Below are 16,308 nucleotides of genomic sequence, written 5' to 3' on the forward strand. Positions count from 1 at the left end.
TCATTCGAGGTTGGCGTGGTATTGCCACAGCCCCTTCAGGTCGAGATGGCGCTCGTCGATGATCATCTTGGCGACGATGTCACCGAAGATCAGCAGCGACTGCTCGAACAGCGAGGTCATCGGCTGGCGGGAGTCGATCTCGTCGTCGAGGTAGAGCTTGGTGCGGACGGGAATGCGCACCATGAAGTCGGCGACGTCCTTCATGTCCGACTGCGGGTTGGAGCCGATGTGCACCACCCTGGCGCCGATCGCCTTGGCCTTGCGGGCGATGGCCAGCGGGAACAGCGACGCGCCGCTGCCCGAGCCAACGATGAGCAAGTCCTTCGGCGTGATGGCCGGCTCGGTGACGGCGCCGACATGGGTGATGGCGATGCCGAGATGGGCGAAGCGCTTGGTCATCGCCTGGAGCGCCAGCAGCACGCGGCCGACGCCCACCACGAACACCTTGTCGGCGGCGAGCAGCGCCTCGACGAAGGCCTGCACCTCTGCGGGCTCGATGCGGTCGAGCGTCCGGGACAGCTCCTCGACCACCAGATGCGAGGTGTCGCGGAAGGCGCTTTCATAAGGTTGCACGGTCGTTCTCCGATGGAGTGCGACTTGGGGGAGGGGGCACGGCGGGGAGAGGGCCTCGCGCCGTGCCCGTTGCCGGGCGCTCAGCCGCGCCGGGCGTTCATGGCCTGCACCTGGTAGATCAGCACGGCGCCGAGGATCAGGATGGCGCGGGCGACATACTGCCAGTACTCGTCGATGTTGAGCAGCGTCATGCCGTTCAGCATGATCGACAGGAACAGCACGCCGACGAAGGTGCCCCAGACGCGGCCCTTGCCGCCCATCAGGCTGACGCCGCCGATGACGCAGGCGGTGATCACCGTGAACTCCCAGGTGACGCCCACCGTCGGGTTGCCGGCCTGGATCTGGCTCGACACCATGATGGCGGAGAGCACGGTGAAGACGCCGATCATCGACATCACCGCCATGCGGACGCCGAGCACGTTGATGCCGGAGAGCCGCGCCGACTCGGCGTTGCCGCCGACCGCATAGGCCGACTTGCCGAACACCGTGTAGCGGGAAATGAACCAGGTGACGACGAACACCAGCAGGAAGACGAAGGCCTGGAAGGGGATGCCGAAGATGGCGCCCGAGCCGAAGAAGAAGAACCACTCCGGATAGGGCGTCACCGGGAAGCTGCCGGTGAGAAGATAGGCGCCGCCGCGGAAGGCGGCCATCCAGGCGAGCGTGGTGATGAAGGTCGGCACGGCGAGGGCGTGGCGCACCCAGCCGGTGAACATGCCGGCCAGGATGGCGATGCCGAAGCACAGCAGGACGCCGATGGCGACCGCCGTCTCGGCCGACCAGCCGGCGTTGGTCATGCTTTCGGTGACCACGGCCAGCAGGCAGCCGTGGAAGGCGAGGCCCGAGCCGACGGAGATGTCGATCTCGCCGAGGATCAGCACGAAGGTCATACCGAAGGCGATGATGCCGGTCATCGCCGCGTTGCGCAGGATGTTCATCGCGTTGTCCCAGGAGGCGAAGCCGGGCGCGGTGAAGGCGAGCAGCACGATGATGACCAGCAGGATGGCTTCGAGCACGAAGTCGGACGGCTTGAAGAAGGGGCGCGAAGCCGGCGCGCGCCGGGCGGCCTGATTGCCGGTCCGGCCGGTGGTGTCGGTGGTGGTCATTTCGCCGTCTCTCCCATGCACATGGCGTATAGCGTTTCGATCGGCGTGTTCTCCGGTTCCCGGACCTCGCCGATGAAGCGTCCGGCTTCCATGATCAGGATGCGGTGGCAGACCTCCAGCAGTTCCTCCAGCTCGGAGGACACGAAGACGACGCTGAGGCCGCGCCGCGACAGGTCCCACATGATCTGGAACACCTGCTGCTTGGCGACGATGTCGATGCCGCGCGTCGGTTCGTCGAAGAACACCACCTTCGGGTCGGTGTTGAGCCAGTTGCCGACGACCACCTTCTGCTGGTTGCCGCCCGACAGCGACTGCACCTCCTGCAAGGCGTCGGAGACCTTGATCTGCAACCGCCCGATCCACTTCTCGGCCACCGGCGCCTGCAGGAAATGGCTGAGGAAACCGCGCTGCCCCACCTCATTGAGGCTGGCAAGGCAGAGGTTGTCCTCGATCGACATGATCTGGATGAGGCCTTCCTCCTTGCGGTTCTCCATGGTCATGGCAAGGCCGAGGTCCTTCATGCGCTTGACCGTCGGACGCTTCACCTCGGTGCCGTTCAGCACGATGGCGCCGCCGTCGATGGCATCGGCGCCGAAGATGCCGCGCAGCAGCTCGCTGCGGCCGGCGCCAAGCATGCCGGCGATGCCGAGGATCTCGCCGGCCCGGAGGTCGAAGCTGATGTCCTCGTACTTGTCCCGGCGCCGGAGGTTGGTGACCTTCAGGCGGATTTCCTCGCCCACCTTGAGGTCGGCCGGCCGGTTTTGCAGCGTCGTTTCGCCGAACATCATGTCGACGATCACCTTGGGCGTGGCGACGTCGATCGGCACCGAGCCGACCATGCGGCCGTCGCGCAGCACCGTCACGTAGTCGGCGACGCCGCGGATCTCGTTGAGCTTGTGGGTGATGAAGATGATCGCCACGCCCTTCTCGCGCAGCGAGCGCACCACTTCGAGCAGGCTGTTGATCTCGTGGCGGGCCAGCGCCGACGTCGGCTCGTCGAGCAGCAGCACGCGCGGATTGAGCGACATCGCCTTGGCGATCTCGATCACCTGCCGCTGGCCGACCGACAGGTCGGAAATCTTGGCGGTGACCGGAATGTCGATCCTCAGCGACGTCAGGATGTCCTGGACGTGGGCGTTGGTCTTCTTCCAGTCGACCGTGATGCTGCCCGGCCCCATGGTCGGGAAGCGGCCGAGCATGATGTTCTCGGCCACCGTGAAGTCGAGGATCAGGCTGAGTTCCTGATAGACGACGGCGATGCCGGCGGCATTGGCGTCCGCCGGCCCCTTGAAGTTGACTTCGACGCCGTCGATCCGGATCTCGCCGGATGTCGGGATCACCGCTCCCGACAGGCATTTGACGAAGGTGCTCTTTCCCGACCCGTTCTTGCCCAGCAGGGCGTAGACTTTCCCGCCGTCAAAGACGGCGGAAAAGTCGTCGAGAGCGAGGACCCCGGGATAGGCTTTCGTCAGATTGCTGATTTCGAGCTTTGCGGGTCCCATCATCCGTTCCTAATCTCTTACTTGACGGTCTTGGCGTATTCGGCGACCGCCGCTTCGTTGGTGCGGGACAGCGTCAGACCGGGAACGATGATTTCCTTCTCGACCGCTTCACCCTTCAGCGACTTGATGGCGTTCTCCATGGCCAGCGCGCCGATCTTGAACGGGTCCTGGGCGGTGGAAGCCTGAAGGATGTCGTCCTTGGACTGCAGGAAGCCGACGATCTGCTTGTCGAGGTCGATGCCGAACACCGGGATCTTCTTGCCGGAGTTCTTGACGGCCAGCACGGAGCCGATCAGGCCGCCGGAGTTGCAGGCGTACATGAGATCGATATCAGGATGGGCCGTGATGATGTCGGCGGCCTTCTTGATGGCCTCTTCGGCCACCGGCGAGGACGCCTCGGCAACCAGCGTAACGCCGGGGATGTCCTTGATTTCGTTCCAGAAGCCGTCCTGGCGGGCGTTGCTCTCCGGCGGCAGCTGGGCCTTGTAGTTGACGATGGCGACCTTGATCTCCTTCTTGTCGCCGTAGTGGGCCTTGATGAAGGCGGCGGCTTCCTTGCCGGTGCCGGCGCCAAGCAGCGTGTTGTCGGACATGACGGTCGATACCGGGAAGTCGGCGGCCAGCTTGTTGTTGAAGCTGACGATCTTGATGCCCTTGTCGCTGGCGGCCTTGACGGCCGGGATCGACGCGGCGGCCGGGTCGAGATAGGTGATAGCAATGGCGTCGACGCCGCGGGCGGCGTAGGTGTTGACCACCTCGACTTCCTTGCTGATCTGGTTCGAGGTGTTGGACGTCAACAGGTTGACGCCTTCCTTCTCGGCCACCGACTTCATGCCGAGCAGCGTCGTCTTCATGAACTGGTCTTCCTGGAAGACGATGCCGGCGACCGTGAACTTCTTGTCGGCGGCATGAGCGAACGTCGCGCTCAGGCAGAGGGCGGCAACGCAGGCGGTGAGTAGCTTTTTCATATTGGTCCTCCCAAGACATCGGGGCAGGCAGCACAAGACTCCACCGCTCCATGCTGTCATGGAACGGCTTTTGAGAGTTGCCCCATCCTCGCAAACTAATATCCGATTTCCTCAAGTATATAATCTAACTGTCTTCATCTGAATGGAATATATCCGTTGGTATATAAGAATTAAAACGGTTCAATAGCCATACGAAGGGCGCAGAAGATCAATACCTATGGTGTAGGTGAATGAAGAATACGATTTTTGTCTATCTCATGATCTAAGATCGGCGATCGACCCCCTGTCGATCACGGTCGTTTTCAATTCGACCCGTCGCAGGCGCGACTCGCCGTTGATGTGGGCCAGCAGACGATTCACCGCCTGCTGGCCGAGTTCGTAGGTCGGGCGGCTGACCACCGACAGCGCCGGCTGGAAAACGGCGAGCCACGGCGCGTCGTCGAAGCCGATCAGCGACAGGTCGCGGTCGATCGACAGGTCGAGTTCGCGGGCAGCCGCCAGCGCGCCGAGCAGCATTTCCTCGTTGCCGGCAAAGATGGCGGTGGGGCGCGGTGTCCGGGCGAGCAGGTGGCGGGCAGCCGCCACCGCCGTCGCGGCCACCGATCCGGCATAGCGGACCAGGCCGGGATCAAGGACAAGCCCCGCCTCGGCGAATGCCGCCGCAGCGCCGCGGGCGCGTTCTACGACCGTCGAGACCGTATCGACCGGCTCGCTTTCCTGATGGCCGTGATGGGCGGCGGTTCCCAGCAGCAAGCCGATCTGCCGATGCCCGCGCTCGATGAGCAGGCGGACGGCGGCGTGGGCGCCGCCGAAGTCGTCGGTGATCACCGAGTCGAGCGCGAAGCCGTCGATGAACCGGTCGAGCAGCACGATCGGCGCTTCGTGTCGGCGGGTGGAGACGAGATGCTCGACCTCCATGCGCGAGGCCGGAACGATCAGCAGCCCGTCGACGCGCTTTTCCCGCAGCACGCGCACCGCCTCGCGTTCGCGCTCGACGTCGCCGTCGGTATTGAGCACCAGGCTCTGGTAGCCGGCACCGGCGGCGGCGGCGATGATGCCCCTGATGGAAGTCAGCGTGAACGAGTTGGAGATGTCGGCGACGACGACGCCGATGGTCAGCGTGCGGCCGGAGCGCATCGAGCGGGCGAGGTCGTTGACCCGATAGTCGAGGCTGGCGGCAGCTTCCAGGACGCGCTGCTGGGTGTCGGGCGTGACGACGCCATAGCCGCCAAGCGCCCGTGCGGCGGTGGCGCGGGACACCTTGGCAACGCGCGCCACGTCGATCAGGCGGGCGGCGCGTTTCGGCTTGGCCGTGGTGTGGTCCCCGTCCGATCCCATGTTCCGTCCTCGCCCGAGCCAGGCTGGCGTGCCTTGCCCCGAACTCGCCCTTGACCGTTTCAGGCCGATGTGAGATCGATCTCTTATGCGATGAGATCGATCTCACGGGGCAAAAGCTGCCACAGGCGTCCGGACCTGTCAATAATGTCGGACCGTCTCAAGGGGGCGCTGCCTCTACGACTTTGGAAGGTGCGCTGGAGCGGTTCCGGCCGGGGTGGAATCGGTTTCGCGTCGAGGCAAATGCTCTAGACTGCGAGCTGGCGCCCGGGGGAGGGGCCGCCGTCGGCTGGGGAAGGGCGCCCGCAAGGCGCACGAATGCGACCGTGCTCGTTGCCGTCCCGGCGGCCCGCAAGACATGCGCTCCGGACGAGGGTCCGGCGCCAGGAGGAGAAACCGGATGAAGCTGCAACTCGCGCTGGATGACATCACGATCGACGAGGCGGTCGCCCTCCTCGACCGGGTGCATCCGTTGATCGACATCATCGAGGTGGGAACGCCCTTCCTGATCGAGGACGGGCTGAAGCCGGTGCGCGAGTTCCGCGCCCGCTACACCGACCTGCCGGTGCTCGCCGACGTCAAGATCATGGACGCCGGCTATTACGAGGCGCGGCAGGCTTTCGCCGCCGGCGCCGCCTACGTCACCGTGCTGGGCGTCACCGATCTCCTGACGGTCAAGGGTTGCCTGGAGGTGGCGGCGGATTTCGGCGGCACCGTCGTTGCCGACATGATCTGCGTCCCCGACCTTCCCGACCGCATCCGCCAACTGGAGGAAATTGGTGTCACGGCGCTGGCCGTCCACACCGGCGTCGACCAGCAGGCGGCCGGCCGCACGCCGGCCGACGATCTGCAGGTGATGAAGGCAGTGGCGCAACGGTCCGAGCTGTTCGTGGCCGGCGGCATCAGCCCGGCGACCATCGCGCAATACATCCGCCTCGGCGCCGACGTCGCCATCGTCGGCAGCGGCATCCGCCATGCCGCCGACCCGGTGAAGGCGGCGGAGGAACTGGCGAGGCTGGCCCATCAGGACACCAGGGAGAGGCAATCATGAACGTCGCGGATTACGGCAGCGCCATACTGGACGAACTGCGGGCCGTGCTGTCGAAGGTGTCGCCCGACGAGGCGAGCGCCTTCGTCGGCGACCTTCTGGCGGCGCGGCGGATCTTCGTCGCCGGCGCTGGTCGGTCCGGTCTGGCGGGCCGGGCCTTTGCCATGCGGCTGATGCACTTCGGCCTCAACGCCTACGTGATCGGCGAGATCGCCACGCCCGCCTATTCCGGCGACGATCTGCTCGTTGTCTGCTCAGGCTCGGGCGAGACGGGCAGCCTCGTGTCGATCGCCGAAAAGGCGAAGCGGATCGGCGGCAGGATCGCGCTGCTGACCATCGTGCCGGACTCCACCATCGGCAAGCTCGCCGACCGCCGTCTGGTGTTGCCGGCGCCGTCGCCGAAAGCCAGGGCCGGCGACAGCGTCCGCTCGATCCAGCCCATGGGCTCGCTGTTCGAGCAGGCGCTGCTGCTGCTGCTCGACGCCGTCATACTCGAACTGATGGCGCGGCAGAACGCGACCAGCGACGAGATGTTCACCCGCCACGCCAATCTGGAATAGGGGGGCGCCCGCGTGGTCCGAAAGGCTTGCGGCGACGTGATACCCGGTTTCGTCAGATCGTGACTCTCGGTCTATGAAAATCAGCTCGGCTCTGATTCCCTTCCCGTTCGGGAGGGTCGATGATGTCGAGCAAATGGATCATTCGCACTGATCAGCCTTGAGACTTTACGCCGGCGGGAGCGGCTTGAACGGGATGGGCGGGTGCAGTTCGGCTTCCGGCAATTGCCAATGCCCTTGACGGCATGAGCCGTGCCGAGGTGGCGAGAGCATTCGGGATGGACCGGCAGGCGTTGCGCGACTGGAGGATCCACTTCAACGCCGAAGGCATTGCCGGCCTTTGCGATCGCAAGCGCTCCGGTCCGAAGCCGTTTCTGGACGAAGGCCAGCAGGCGGTATTGCGGACCATGGTCCTGCGCGGTCCCGATCCGGATCGCGACGGCGTTTCAGCTTGGCGCCTGATTGACATCTGCCGCCTCTGTGAGGAGTGCTTCGGCGTGGCCTATTCGGTGAGCGGCATGTTCGATCTCCTGAAGGGCCTCGACCTCAGCCGGCAAAAGAGCCGGCCTCGTCATCCTCAAGCCGATGCCGCCCAGAAGGCTTTCAAAAAGGGGGCGCGCCAAAGCCGTGAAGCTCATCGTCAAACGGCACAAAGGCAAACAGATCCAGCTCTGGTTCCAGGACGAAGCCCGTGTTGGGCAGAAAGGACGCAACGCCCACGTCTGGTTCGAAAAGGGCGTCCGACCGGTCATGCACACCGACAAGCGCTTCAAGTCAGTCTACATCTACGGCGCCATCTGCCCCGGCACCGACGACGCCTTCGCGCTCGTCCTGCCTAGGGCCGACACCGAGATGATGCGCCTCTATCTCAATACCTTCGCCAAAAGCCTGCCCGCCGACGTCCATGTCGTGCTGGTACTCGACAAAGCCGGATGGTACGTCACCGGGCGGCTTAAGCCACCCGACAACATCACCCTCGTCCATTTGCCGGCCTATTCGCCAGAACTCAACCCGATCGGGCGCTTCTGGCTCTATCTCAAGGAGCGCTTCCTCTCCTACCGCATCTTCGACGACCAGCACGCCATCGTCGAAGCCTGCGCAACGGCTTGGAATGGCCTAAAGACGGAAGCAGGCCGCATCGCATCGCTCTCCGACTATCCCTACATCCGAAAGGTCAAAACCTGACGGAAATGGTATGAAACGCCGCCGGTAAAACCCGGCGGCATTTGATATTTGCGCGATGACTAGACGATCGTGAAGGCCGAAGCGCTCAGACCGGACACCGGCGACTGGAACTTGACCACCTGGGTCGAGGCCGCCGATCCCGTGCCGTCACTGTCCCACCAGATGCCGTTGGACGTCGCCAGGAAATAGCCGTGGCTGGCATTGGGGGCATTGGTGCCGAGAACGACATAGCTCGACGGTGAAGCACCCGCCGGCAATCCGAACGACGCAGCATCGAGTCTGATGGTGTCGCCGAGGGTCGGGCTGAAGTCGGTGATGGTGTCAAGCCCGCCGCCTTGCTCGATCAGAAACCGGTCGGCACCGGCACCGCCGGTCAATATATCGTCACCGGCACCCCCTTGAAGCAAGTCGTTCCCGTCACCGCCATCCAGAATATCGTTGCCTTCGTCGCCCCGAAGATAGTCATCCCCGGCATAACCGAACAACTGATCGTTGCCACCCATGGCAAGTATCTTGTTATCCTTTGAGTCTCCCCTCAGCACGTCGTTGCCGAAGGATGCCGAGATGCACTCGATGTTGATCAACGTATCGGTGCCGTCGCCGGTGGCGGTGCCGGCTGCGAGATCGACCACGACGCCGGCTGCGTTCCAGTAGCTGACATAATCCTCATCGCCATCGCCGCCGTCGATGATGTCGTCGCCGGTTCCGCCTTCGAGGTTATCCTTGCCAGCGCCGCCGTTCAGGTAGTCATTGCCGGCACCGCCGCGAAGGCGATCGTCGCCGTCATTGCCGTAAAGGCTGTCATCGCCGTCGCCGCCGTCGAGAATGTCGTTGCCTTCGTCGCCGCGGAGATAGTCGTTGCCGCCTTTGCCATACAGTTCATCGTCACCGGCCTGGCCGAGAATAGCATTGTCCTGGGCATTGCCCGTCAGGATGTCGTTGCCATTCGAGCCCGAGATATGCTCGATATTGACGATGGTGTCGGTTCCCTGGCCGGTAGCGATGCCGGCTTCCAGGTTGACGACGACGCCATTACCGTACCAGTAGCTGATCCAATCTTGGTCTCCTTCGCCGCCGTCGATGTAGTCATCACCGTCCCCTTCGACGATCTCATCCTTGCCAGCGCCCCCATAGATACTGTCGTTGCCGCTGCCGCCTTCCAGGTAATCATCGCCACTATCGCCGTGAAGGTCGTCGTTACCGCCTCCGCCAAGCAAACGATCGTTACCATCATTGCCGTAAAGGCTGTCGTCGCCATCGCCGCCGTCGAGAATGTCGTTGCCTTCGTCGCCGCGGAGATAGTCGTTGCCACCATAGCCATACAACTCGTCATCGCCCGCCTGCCCAAGAAGCTGGTTGTTCTTGGCGTCACCGATCAGGATGTCGTTACCCATCGAAGCGGAGACGCACTCGATGTTGACAAGCGTATCGGTGCCTTCCCCGGTGGCGATACCGGTTCCGAGGTTCACCACGACACTGGAGGCATTCCAGTAGCTGACATAGTCTTCCGTACCGTCGCCGCCGTCGATGAAATCATCGCCGGCATTGCCCATCAGGCTGTCCTTGCCGGCGCCGCCATAAAGTCGGTCGTTCCCATTTCCACCGTAAAGCGTGTCGTTGCCATCGCCTCCCTCTAGAGTGTCTTCTCCATCGTCGCCGTAAAGCGTGTCGTTGCCCTCATCACCGCGGAGATAATCGTTCCCCGCCCTGCCATACATCAGGTCGTCACCAGCCTGACCAAAAATGCTGTTGTTTCCGGCATTCCCGGTCAAGATATCATTGCCGTTCGACGCCGAGATGTTCTCGATGTTGAGAATAGTGTCGTTTCCCATACCAGTGGCGGTGCCGGTTTCAAGGTTGACGACGACGCCATTGCCGTACCAGTAGCTGAGCCAGTCCTGGTCGCCGTCGCCGCCGTCGATGATGTCATCGCCGTTTCCTTCGAGAAATTCGTCCTTGCCTGCACCGCCGCTCAGGTAGTCGTTCCCGTCACCGCCGATCAGGACGTCGTCGCCATTTTCGCCATAAAGATGATCGTCGCCAGCGCTTCCGGTAAGTGTATCGTTGCCATCACCGCCGTAAGCAACATTGTTGGCACCGCTCAGCGTAATGCTATCATTCCCACTCGTTCCGGTTAGGCCGTCTATGACGTTGCCGAAGGGGTCGACATTAATGCGCGTCGAGCTGGTGACGGTCCCGCTGGTGTTGCGCACGACGGTCGTGAGCGACATGTACCCCCCTGGACGGGTCGTCGAGGTCTGAATCTCCTCGTAATAGCCATCGTTGTTGGCATCCCGCTGCAACGTGGTGACGAGGCCGTCGTGGCTGCGGAGCATCAGGCCGCGCGCCTTCACCGTTCCATTGGCGTTTGTCTCGACGATCGCCGTCTCGACGCTGCCATCGACTCTTGTCTTGGCGGTCATCGTCGTTTCGAAGCGGCCGTCGCCGTCCGCATCGATCTTGGTGACTGTCGTTCCGCCATCCGCGCTGGACGTGACGTCCATCGAGGCCGGAATGACGTTGTTCCAGTAGATCTCGCCGGATTGCCTTTCGCTGGCAGCGAGTGCCGCGCCGGTGTTCCTGACCGTCCTGGTCCGAGCGCCCGATGCCGAGACCGTCTCGCGGATGGTCTGGTCAATGCTGCCGTTGCCATCGACGTCGATCTCGTCCACCGTGGTCAGACCGTCGGCCGAAATGGTTGACCGGCTGGTGGAAAGGATGGCTCCCGTCCTCGCATTCTTCTCGGTCGCGGTCTTCACCACAGCGCCGTCGGCCTGGCGGTCGATCGTTTCCGTCCTATTGCTGTCGATGGCGTTGTCGCCATTGCCATCGACAGCATAGGTCCGCGACCGACCATCGGCCGACGCCGTTACGATCGTCTTGCCAACCAGGAGGCCCGCGGCATTGCGATTTTCCGTTGTGGTGACCAACTGGCCATCAATGGTCGTCTGGCGAGTTTCGACCTGATCGATGGTGCCGTCGCCGTTGATGTCGCGCTCGATCTTGACCAGTCGCTTGTCGTCCGATGTCGTGGCCGTCGTTGCCTCGATAAGCAGACCGCCGGCATTTCGGACTTCATTACGCTCGATGACGGAGCCATCGGCCAGCGTGCGAGTCGTTCGAGTCGCTTTGCGAGTGTCGACGCCGGCGATGCCCGACGTGTCCTCGACCGTCACCGTGCGTCCATCTGCACTGGTCGTCGTGGCGGTGCTCGACAGGGCGGTCGTGCCGATCTTGCTGACGCTTGTGACGGTGGTAGAGCCATCCGCATTCAGCGTCCTTGTGGTCTGGGTCGTCTGGTCGGTCGTGCCGTCGCCGTTGTCGTCGAGCGACAGCGTCGACGACAGGCGGTTGGCCGTTTCGACCAGGGTTGACGATCGGACGAGCGTCGAACCCGATTTCCAGCTGTCAGTCGTCCGGCGCGTGCCGTCGGCATCCAGCATCACCCTGCTTTCGTGCACCTGCCCGTAGGTGCCGCTGCCAGTGTCGTCGAAGGAGGTCGCCCGCGAGAGACCGTCGCCCGAGACGACGTCCTGCGTGCGCGACTTGACCTGCCAGGAGCCATTCATGACGCTTTCGACGGTCGTCAGAGTTGTGCTGCCGTCGGCGTTGAGGACAGTGGTCTCGACGCGCTGCTTCTCGGCGGCGCCGTTGCCGTCGGCGTCGAACTGCGTCGTCCGGACCAGTCGGTTGGCGCTGAGCGTCACCGTCTTTCGGCTGGCGAGCGTCGTGCCATTGGCCTGGAACTGCGAAGACACCTCAGTCGCCGTACCGCTGTCGGCGAGCGTGGTGACCACCGTCTGATCCGTCTTGCCGTCGCCGTTGACGTCCCGCGTCACCGCCGCCGTGTTGCCGTTGCCAGAAGTGGTCGTCGTCTCCTTGCTCTCGAGCGAAGTATCGGCCTTGCGATAGATGCGCGTCTCGGTCTTGTCGCCGTTGGCGGCGATCGCCGTCGTTTCCTCGACGCTGCCGAGGCGGGCACCGGCGCCGTTCGTCCAGACGATCGACGAGGCCAGGCCGTTGGCGCTGACCGTGCTGGTGGCCTTCTCGACCAGCGTGGCGGTTCCCGTATATGCCGAGGACACAGTCGTCTTTGTCCCGTCGGCACCGATGGTGGTCACCTGACTGCGCGTCTTGTCCACCGTGCCATCGTTATTGGAATCGATGCTGGTGGTCACCGTCAGGCCATCGGCCGATGTCAGCTTGACCGCGCTGCTCTTCTGCACGCCGGCGGCATTGAACTCATTGACCGTCACACGTGTCGAGCCGTCGGCGAGCACCTCCCGGAGGCTCGAGAGATCGGCTTGACCGTTGCCGTCGAGATCGGCCGTAGTCGTGACCGTCAACGCATTGGCCGCCGTCGTGGTGCGGAACGAGCCAACCAGCGTGCCGTTGCCCGACTTGATGGTCTTCGCGACCACGGTCGAGCCATCGGCATTCAGCGTCGTCGTTTCACCGGTCGTAAGATCCGTGGTGGCATTGCCGTCGAGATCATCCACAATGAATCGCGACAACCCGTTGCCGCTGGCGGTCACTGTCGATTTCGAAACCAGCGAGGTGCCGTTCTTCACCGACGTGACGGTTTGGATGGAGCCGTCGGCAGAGAAGGTGGTGTCTGATGTTGCGGTCTCATCAACGATGCTGTCGCCGTTCCAGTCTCTGGCCACCGACGTGGTGAAGCCATCTCCTGCCACCCAAGTCTTTTCAGAGCCGAGCAACGTGCCAGAGCGGGTGTAGCTGGATACGATGCGCGTGGAACTGCCATCGGTCGACAGGCTGGTCGAATCCGTCATCTTGCGATCGATGGTGCCGTCGCCATCGGCGTCGGTTTCGGTCGTGACGACGAGTCCGTTGGCGCTGGTCCTGGTCGTCACGAGACTCTGGAGAACACCACTGTCGGTCAGGTCGCGTTGCTCGACGGTCGTGCTGCCGTCGGTGGCAATCGTCGTTGTCTGCTTGCCGTCGAGCTTGCCATCGCCGTCGCCGTCGATGTCGGCGACGATGCTGCGCCGATCGGCGCTCACGGTGGTGGTGGACTTGGCGAGTAGCATATTGTTGCCGCTCCGCGTCTCCACCGTTTTGACCTGACTGCCGTCGGTGTTGACCACCGTGACGGATGAGGCCGCGGCATCGACCGTGCCGTCGCCGTTGACGTCCTGCGTCATCGATTGCGTCAGGCCGTTGGCGCTGGTGGTGGTAACGGTGCGGTCGACGAGCGCATTGTTGCGCGCCCGCCGCTCCAACGTCTCGGTCGACGAGCCGTCGGCGTTCTTCACCGTGGTGTCGACGCTGGCGATATAGGCCTCAAACACCTTTTCGTAAGTCGTAGTTCCCGAAGAAGAGGAAGAGGAACCTTGTCCATAAGACATTGTTCCCGAAGAGGAGGAGGAACCTTGTCCATAAGACATTGTTCCCGAAGAGGAGGAGGAACCTTGTCCAGAGGACATTGTTCCCGAAGAGGAGGAATTGGAATTTTGCGTAGCGGCAGGAGTGAATACAGCGATCGTTGCCAAATGGCCGGTCTCGGTACGTGTGGTGCGTCCGTCAGCCGACGTGGTTTTGATGGTTCTTAGGATAAGCGATCCATCCTTAGCGAAATCATCAGTCGTCTCGATGGTCTCTCCCGACGAACTCTTGGTTACGGTCACCGTCCGATCGGTCGCGCCATCACCGTTAGCATCTAGTGTCGTGGTACGTGTGAGCCCGTCGGAATTGCGCACTGTTGTGGTCTTCGACAAAAGCGCACCATTGGCACTTGTCCTTGAGACCACTTGCGTTCGCACTCCGTCGGCCGCGACGATGGTGACGTCCGAACTCACCTGATCGAAGATGCCGTCTGAATTGAGGTCCGACGACGCTGTCTTCGTCAGGCCGTCGCGGCTGATCGTCGTCACCGTCTTGCCGATGGCTGCGCCGTTGCGTGCCGTCGTGGTTTCGGTGACCGTCGCCGTTCCCGTGGCATCGCGTACCGTCGATGAGGCGGTGTTGAGGTCGACGAGGCCGTCGCCGTCGCGGTCGAGTGCCTCGCTGCGCGACTGGCCGTTCGCCGCGATCGTCGTCACCGTCTTTGCGAGCAACGTACCGTTGCCGGCGCTGACGCCCTCGGTCTCCACGCGGCTGCCATCGCCGTTGATCACCGTCTGGTCGCTGGTCGTGCGTTCCGTCGTCCCGTTGCCGTCGAGATCGAAGGCGACAGTCCGGAGCAGGCGGTTGGCGCTCATGGTCGTCGTCGTCTTGCCGATCGTGGCGCCGTTCGGCGCGAGTGCGGCCAGCGTGATGGCCAGCGCATTGTCCGCGCCCGTCACCTGCGTCTCCCGCTCGGTGGCCCAGCCGCCGCCGCGCTCGTCGCGGTCGATGGTGACGGACTTGCGGTCGGCGCTGGTGGTCGTGGTCGTCCTGTCGATCAGTACGCCCGCCGCCGTCTTGTTGGTCTCGACGCGCTGCCGCGAGCCATCACCATTGACCGTCGTCACATCGGTCAGCACGCGATCGACGACGCCGTCGCCGTCGGCATCGAACTTTGTCGTCACGCTCAGGCCGTCGGCCGTCGTCGTCCGCACGATTTCCTCGGCGAGCGAGCCATCCCCGGCGAGCGCTTTGCTGGTGACCGTGACCACTCCGGCTGCATCCGTCGAAGAGGTCGTGCTGACGGCATAGCCGCGCGCGTCGACCATCAGCGTCGCCGTCGCTGCTTGGCCGGTACTGCCGTCGGTGCGGGTGAAGCTGGTGACGCCGTCGATCGACGAGCCATCGGCAAGTGCGATGCGCGTTTCGTCGGCGGTCAGGTTGATCGAGCGGATGCCGAGCTCGGCCATGGTCCTCGCCACCGTCGTGCCGTCGGGGCGCGTCACCATCACCTTGAACTTCGACCAGTCGGCGTCGGAAGCGTCGAGCACGCCGTTCTCGTCGGTGTCGAAAACCTGACGCAGAGCTTCAATGTCGCTGTCGGCGGTCGGGTCCCAGTCGGTGAAGATCACCTCCTTGCGATTGGAGATGGTGCCGTCGCCATCGGCGTCGATCATCAGCACGCCGTCGCCGGCGCCGGCCCAGGCCGTACGATGCTTGTAGCCGTCGCCGCCGATGTCAAAGTAGACGCTCGACTGGTCGAGCCGCGTCACGTCGAAGCCGTCGCCGTCGAGATCGAGCAGGACGGGCTTGCCGGAGCTGCCACCACCGCCGAAAAGGCCGCTGAAAATACCCCCGCCGCTCCGGCTTGGCGCAGGCGGCTTGGTCGGCGGGATCGGCACAGTTCCGCCCGTCGAGCCGCCGCCAGAGCCGCTGTTTGAGGATTTGCCCGGAATGGTAAGCTGCTGCCCGGTATTGATGCGATTGGGATCGCTGATGCCGTTCACTCTGACCAGTTCGGAAACCGTGGTGTTGTTTTGCTTGGCGATGTCGCTCAGCGTATCGCCCTTCTTCACCGTGTAGTTGGTCGACGAGCCAGTGCTGGAAGCCGACGACGATCCCGACTTCTGCTGCTTGGGCGTGGCCACAACTGTGTCCTTGGGGATTTTCAGTGTGTCGCCAGCGTATATCTTGTTCGGATCCTTTATCTGCGGATTCGCCGCTTTCAGAGCCGCGACCGTCGTGCCGTACTTGGTCGCGATACCGGAAAGCGTGTCGCCGCTGTCGACGATGTAGTTTCCGGTAATCGCAGTGCTTAGCTCTCGTGCAAGCTGTGACCCGAACTGCTCAAGCTTGTCCGGAATATGTAGATTCTTGCCGGCGACGATCTTGTTAGGCTGCGTTGACAAAAGGGATTCCCAAATCAGCCGAGGTTTGATTCAAGGGTTCTTCTTCGGAGGAGGTTCCCTTGGGCTATCCGAGCGATGTGAGCGACGCTGCGTGGGCGATCATTGAACCTCTGTTGCCTTCCGAGCGAGGGCGGTGGGCGCGACCCGCCCAGGACAATCGTCGATATTTCAATGGGATGATGTGGATCATGCGCGCCGGCTCTCCCTGGCGATATCTTCCGCCCGAATACGGCAAGTGGAATTCGGTTTATGTCCGCTTTCGCCGTTGGGCCGAGGGTGG

At 63.3% G+C, this 16,308-nt stretch carries 9 protein-coding genes and 2 pseudogenes; 5 read left to right on the plus strand and 6 right to left on the minus strand.

Annotation, left to right across the window (positions count from 1 at the left end; all coding sequences use genetic code 11):
* The 5 genes from hxlB (H512_RS0111725) to H512_RS0111745 form a co-directional block, all read right to left on the minus strand.
* The gene (gene hxlB / locus H512_RS0111725; RefSeq protein ID WP_210162686.1) at window positions 1-573 is read right to left on the minus strand and encodes a 6-phospho-3-hexuloisomerase; all 573 of its coding nucleotides are present in this window, start codon (window positions 571-573) and stop codon (window positions 1-3) included.
* A gap of 80 nt (window positions 574-653) precedes the next feature.
* Window positions 654-1,679 (minus strand): ABC transporter permease, encoded by a 1,026-nt coding sequence (locus H512_RS23675; RefSeq protein ID WP_053239787.1) that lies wholly within the window; start codon window positions 1,677-1,679, stop codon window positions 654-656.
* Window positions 1,676-3,184 (minus strand): sugar ABC transporter ATP-binding protein, encoded by a 1,509-nt coding sequence (locus tag H512_RS0111735; RefSeq protein WP_026783621.1) that lies wholly within the window; start codon window positions 3,182-3,184, stop codon window positions 1,676-1,678. Before H512_RS0111735 ends, H512_RS23675 begins: the two co-directional genes overlap by 4 nt.
* A 14-nt stretch (window positions 3,185-3,198) precedes the next feature.
* Window positions 3,199-4,149, minus strand: a complete 951-nt coding sequence (locus H512_RS23680) for a substrate-binding domain-containing protein (RefSeq protein WP_053239789.1) — start codon at window positions 4,147-4,149, stop codon at window positions 3,199-3,201.
* Window positions 4,150-4,404: 255 nt separating this feature from the next.
* Complete coding sequence (locus H512_RS0111745; protein ID WP_026783622.1) at window positions 4,405-5,487, minus strand: LacI family DNA-binding transcriptional regulator; 1,083 nt, start codon at window positions 5,485-5,487, stop codon at window positions 4,405-4,407.
* A 397-nt stretch (window positions 5,488-5,884) separates the two neighbouring features.
* Here H512_RS0111745 and hxlA point away from each other — a divergent pair, with 397 nt between their 5' ends.
* The 4 genes and pseudogenes from hxlA to H512_RS27635 all read left to right on the plus strand — a co-directional run.
* Window positions 5,885-6,535, plus strand: a complete 651-nt coding sequence (hxlA, locus tag H512_RS0111750) for a 3-hexulose-6-phosphate synthase (protein ID WP_026783623.1) — start codon at window positions 5,885-5,887, stop codon at window positions 6,533-6,535.
* Window positions 6,532-7,092 (plus strand): 6-phospho-3-hexuloisomerase, encoded by a 561-nt coding sequence (hxlB, locus tag H512_RS0111755; RefSeq protein WP_026783624.1) that lies wholly within the window; start codon window positions 6,532-6,534, stop codon window positions 7,090-7,092. Before hxlA ends, hxlB (H512_RS0111755) begins: the two co-directional genes overlap by 4 nt.
* Before the next feature lie 242 nt (window positions 7,093-7,334).
* Window positions 7,335-7,688, plus strand: a pseudogene (locus H512_RS27890) (winged helix-turn-helix domain-containing protein); the annotation flags it as partial.
* A pseudogene (locus tag H512_RS27635) lies at window positions 7,660-8,274 on the plus strand (IS630 family transposase); the annotation flags it as partial. The pseudogenes H512_RS27890 and H512_RS27635, both read left to right, overlap by 29 nt.
* Before the next feature lie 59 nt (window positions 8,275-8,333).
* Here the strand turns inward: H512_RS27635 and H512_RS23685 are convergent.
* Window positions 8,334-16,028 (minus strand): LysM peptidoglycan-binding domain-containing protein, encoded by a 7,695-nt coding sequence (locus H512_RS23685; protein ID WP_036791326.1) that lies wholly within the window; start codon window positions 16,026-16,028, stop codon window positions 8,334-8,336.
* Window positions 16,029-16,087: 59 nt separating this feature from the next.
* Between H512_RS23685 and H512_RS26340 the strand changes: the two genes are divergently transcribed.
* On the plus strand, window positions 16,088-16,308 hold a 221-nt coding region (locus tag H512_RS26340), incomplete at its 3' end, for a transposase (RefSeq protein WP_156899467.1).

This window comes from Pleomorphomonas koreensis DSM 23070 (genome assembly GCF_000425185.1).
GTDB lineage: Bacteria > Pseudomonadota > Alphaproteobacteria > Rhizobiales > Pleomorphomonadaceae > Pleomorphomonas > Pleomorphomonas koreensis.

Excerpts from the sequence above, each read along its gene's own strand:
- H512_RS0111735 (WP_026783621.1), bottom strand. The coding sequence starts at position 3,184 with ATGATGGGACCCGCAAAGCTCGAAATCAGCAATCTGACGAAAGCCTAT.
- hxlA (WP_026783623.1), top strand. The coding sequence starts at position 5,885 with ATGAAGCTGCAACTCGCGCTGGATGACATCACGATCGACGAGGCGGTC.
- H512_RS23675 (WP_053239787.1), bottom strand. The coding sequence starts at position 1,679 with ATGACCACCACCGACACCACCGGCCGGACCGGCAATCAGGCCGCCCGG.
- H512_RS23680 (WP_053239789.1), bottom strand. The coding sequence starts at position 4,149 with ATGAAAAAGCTACTCACCGCCTGCGTTGCCGCCCTCTGCCTGAGCGCG.
- H512_RS0111745 (WP_026783622.1), bottom strand. The coding sequence starts at position 5,487 with ATGGGATCGGACGGGGACCACACCACGGCCAAGCCGAAACGCGCCGCC.
- hxlB (WP_026783624.1), top strand. The coding sequence starts at position 6,532 with ATGAACGTCGCGGATTACGGCAGCGCCATACTGGACGAACTGCGGGCC.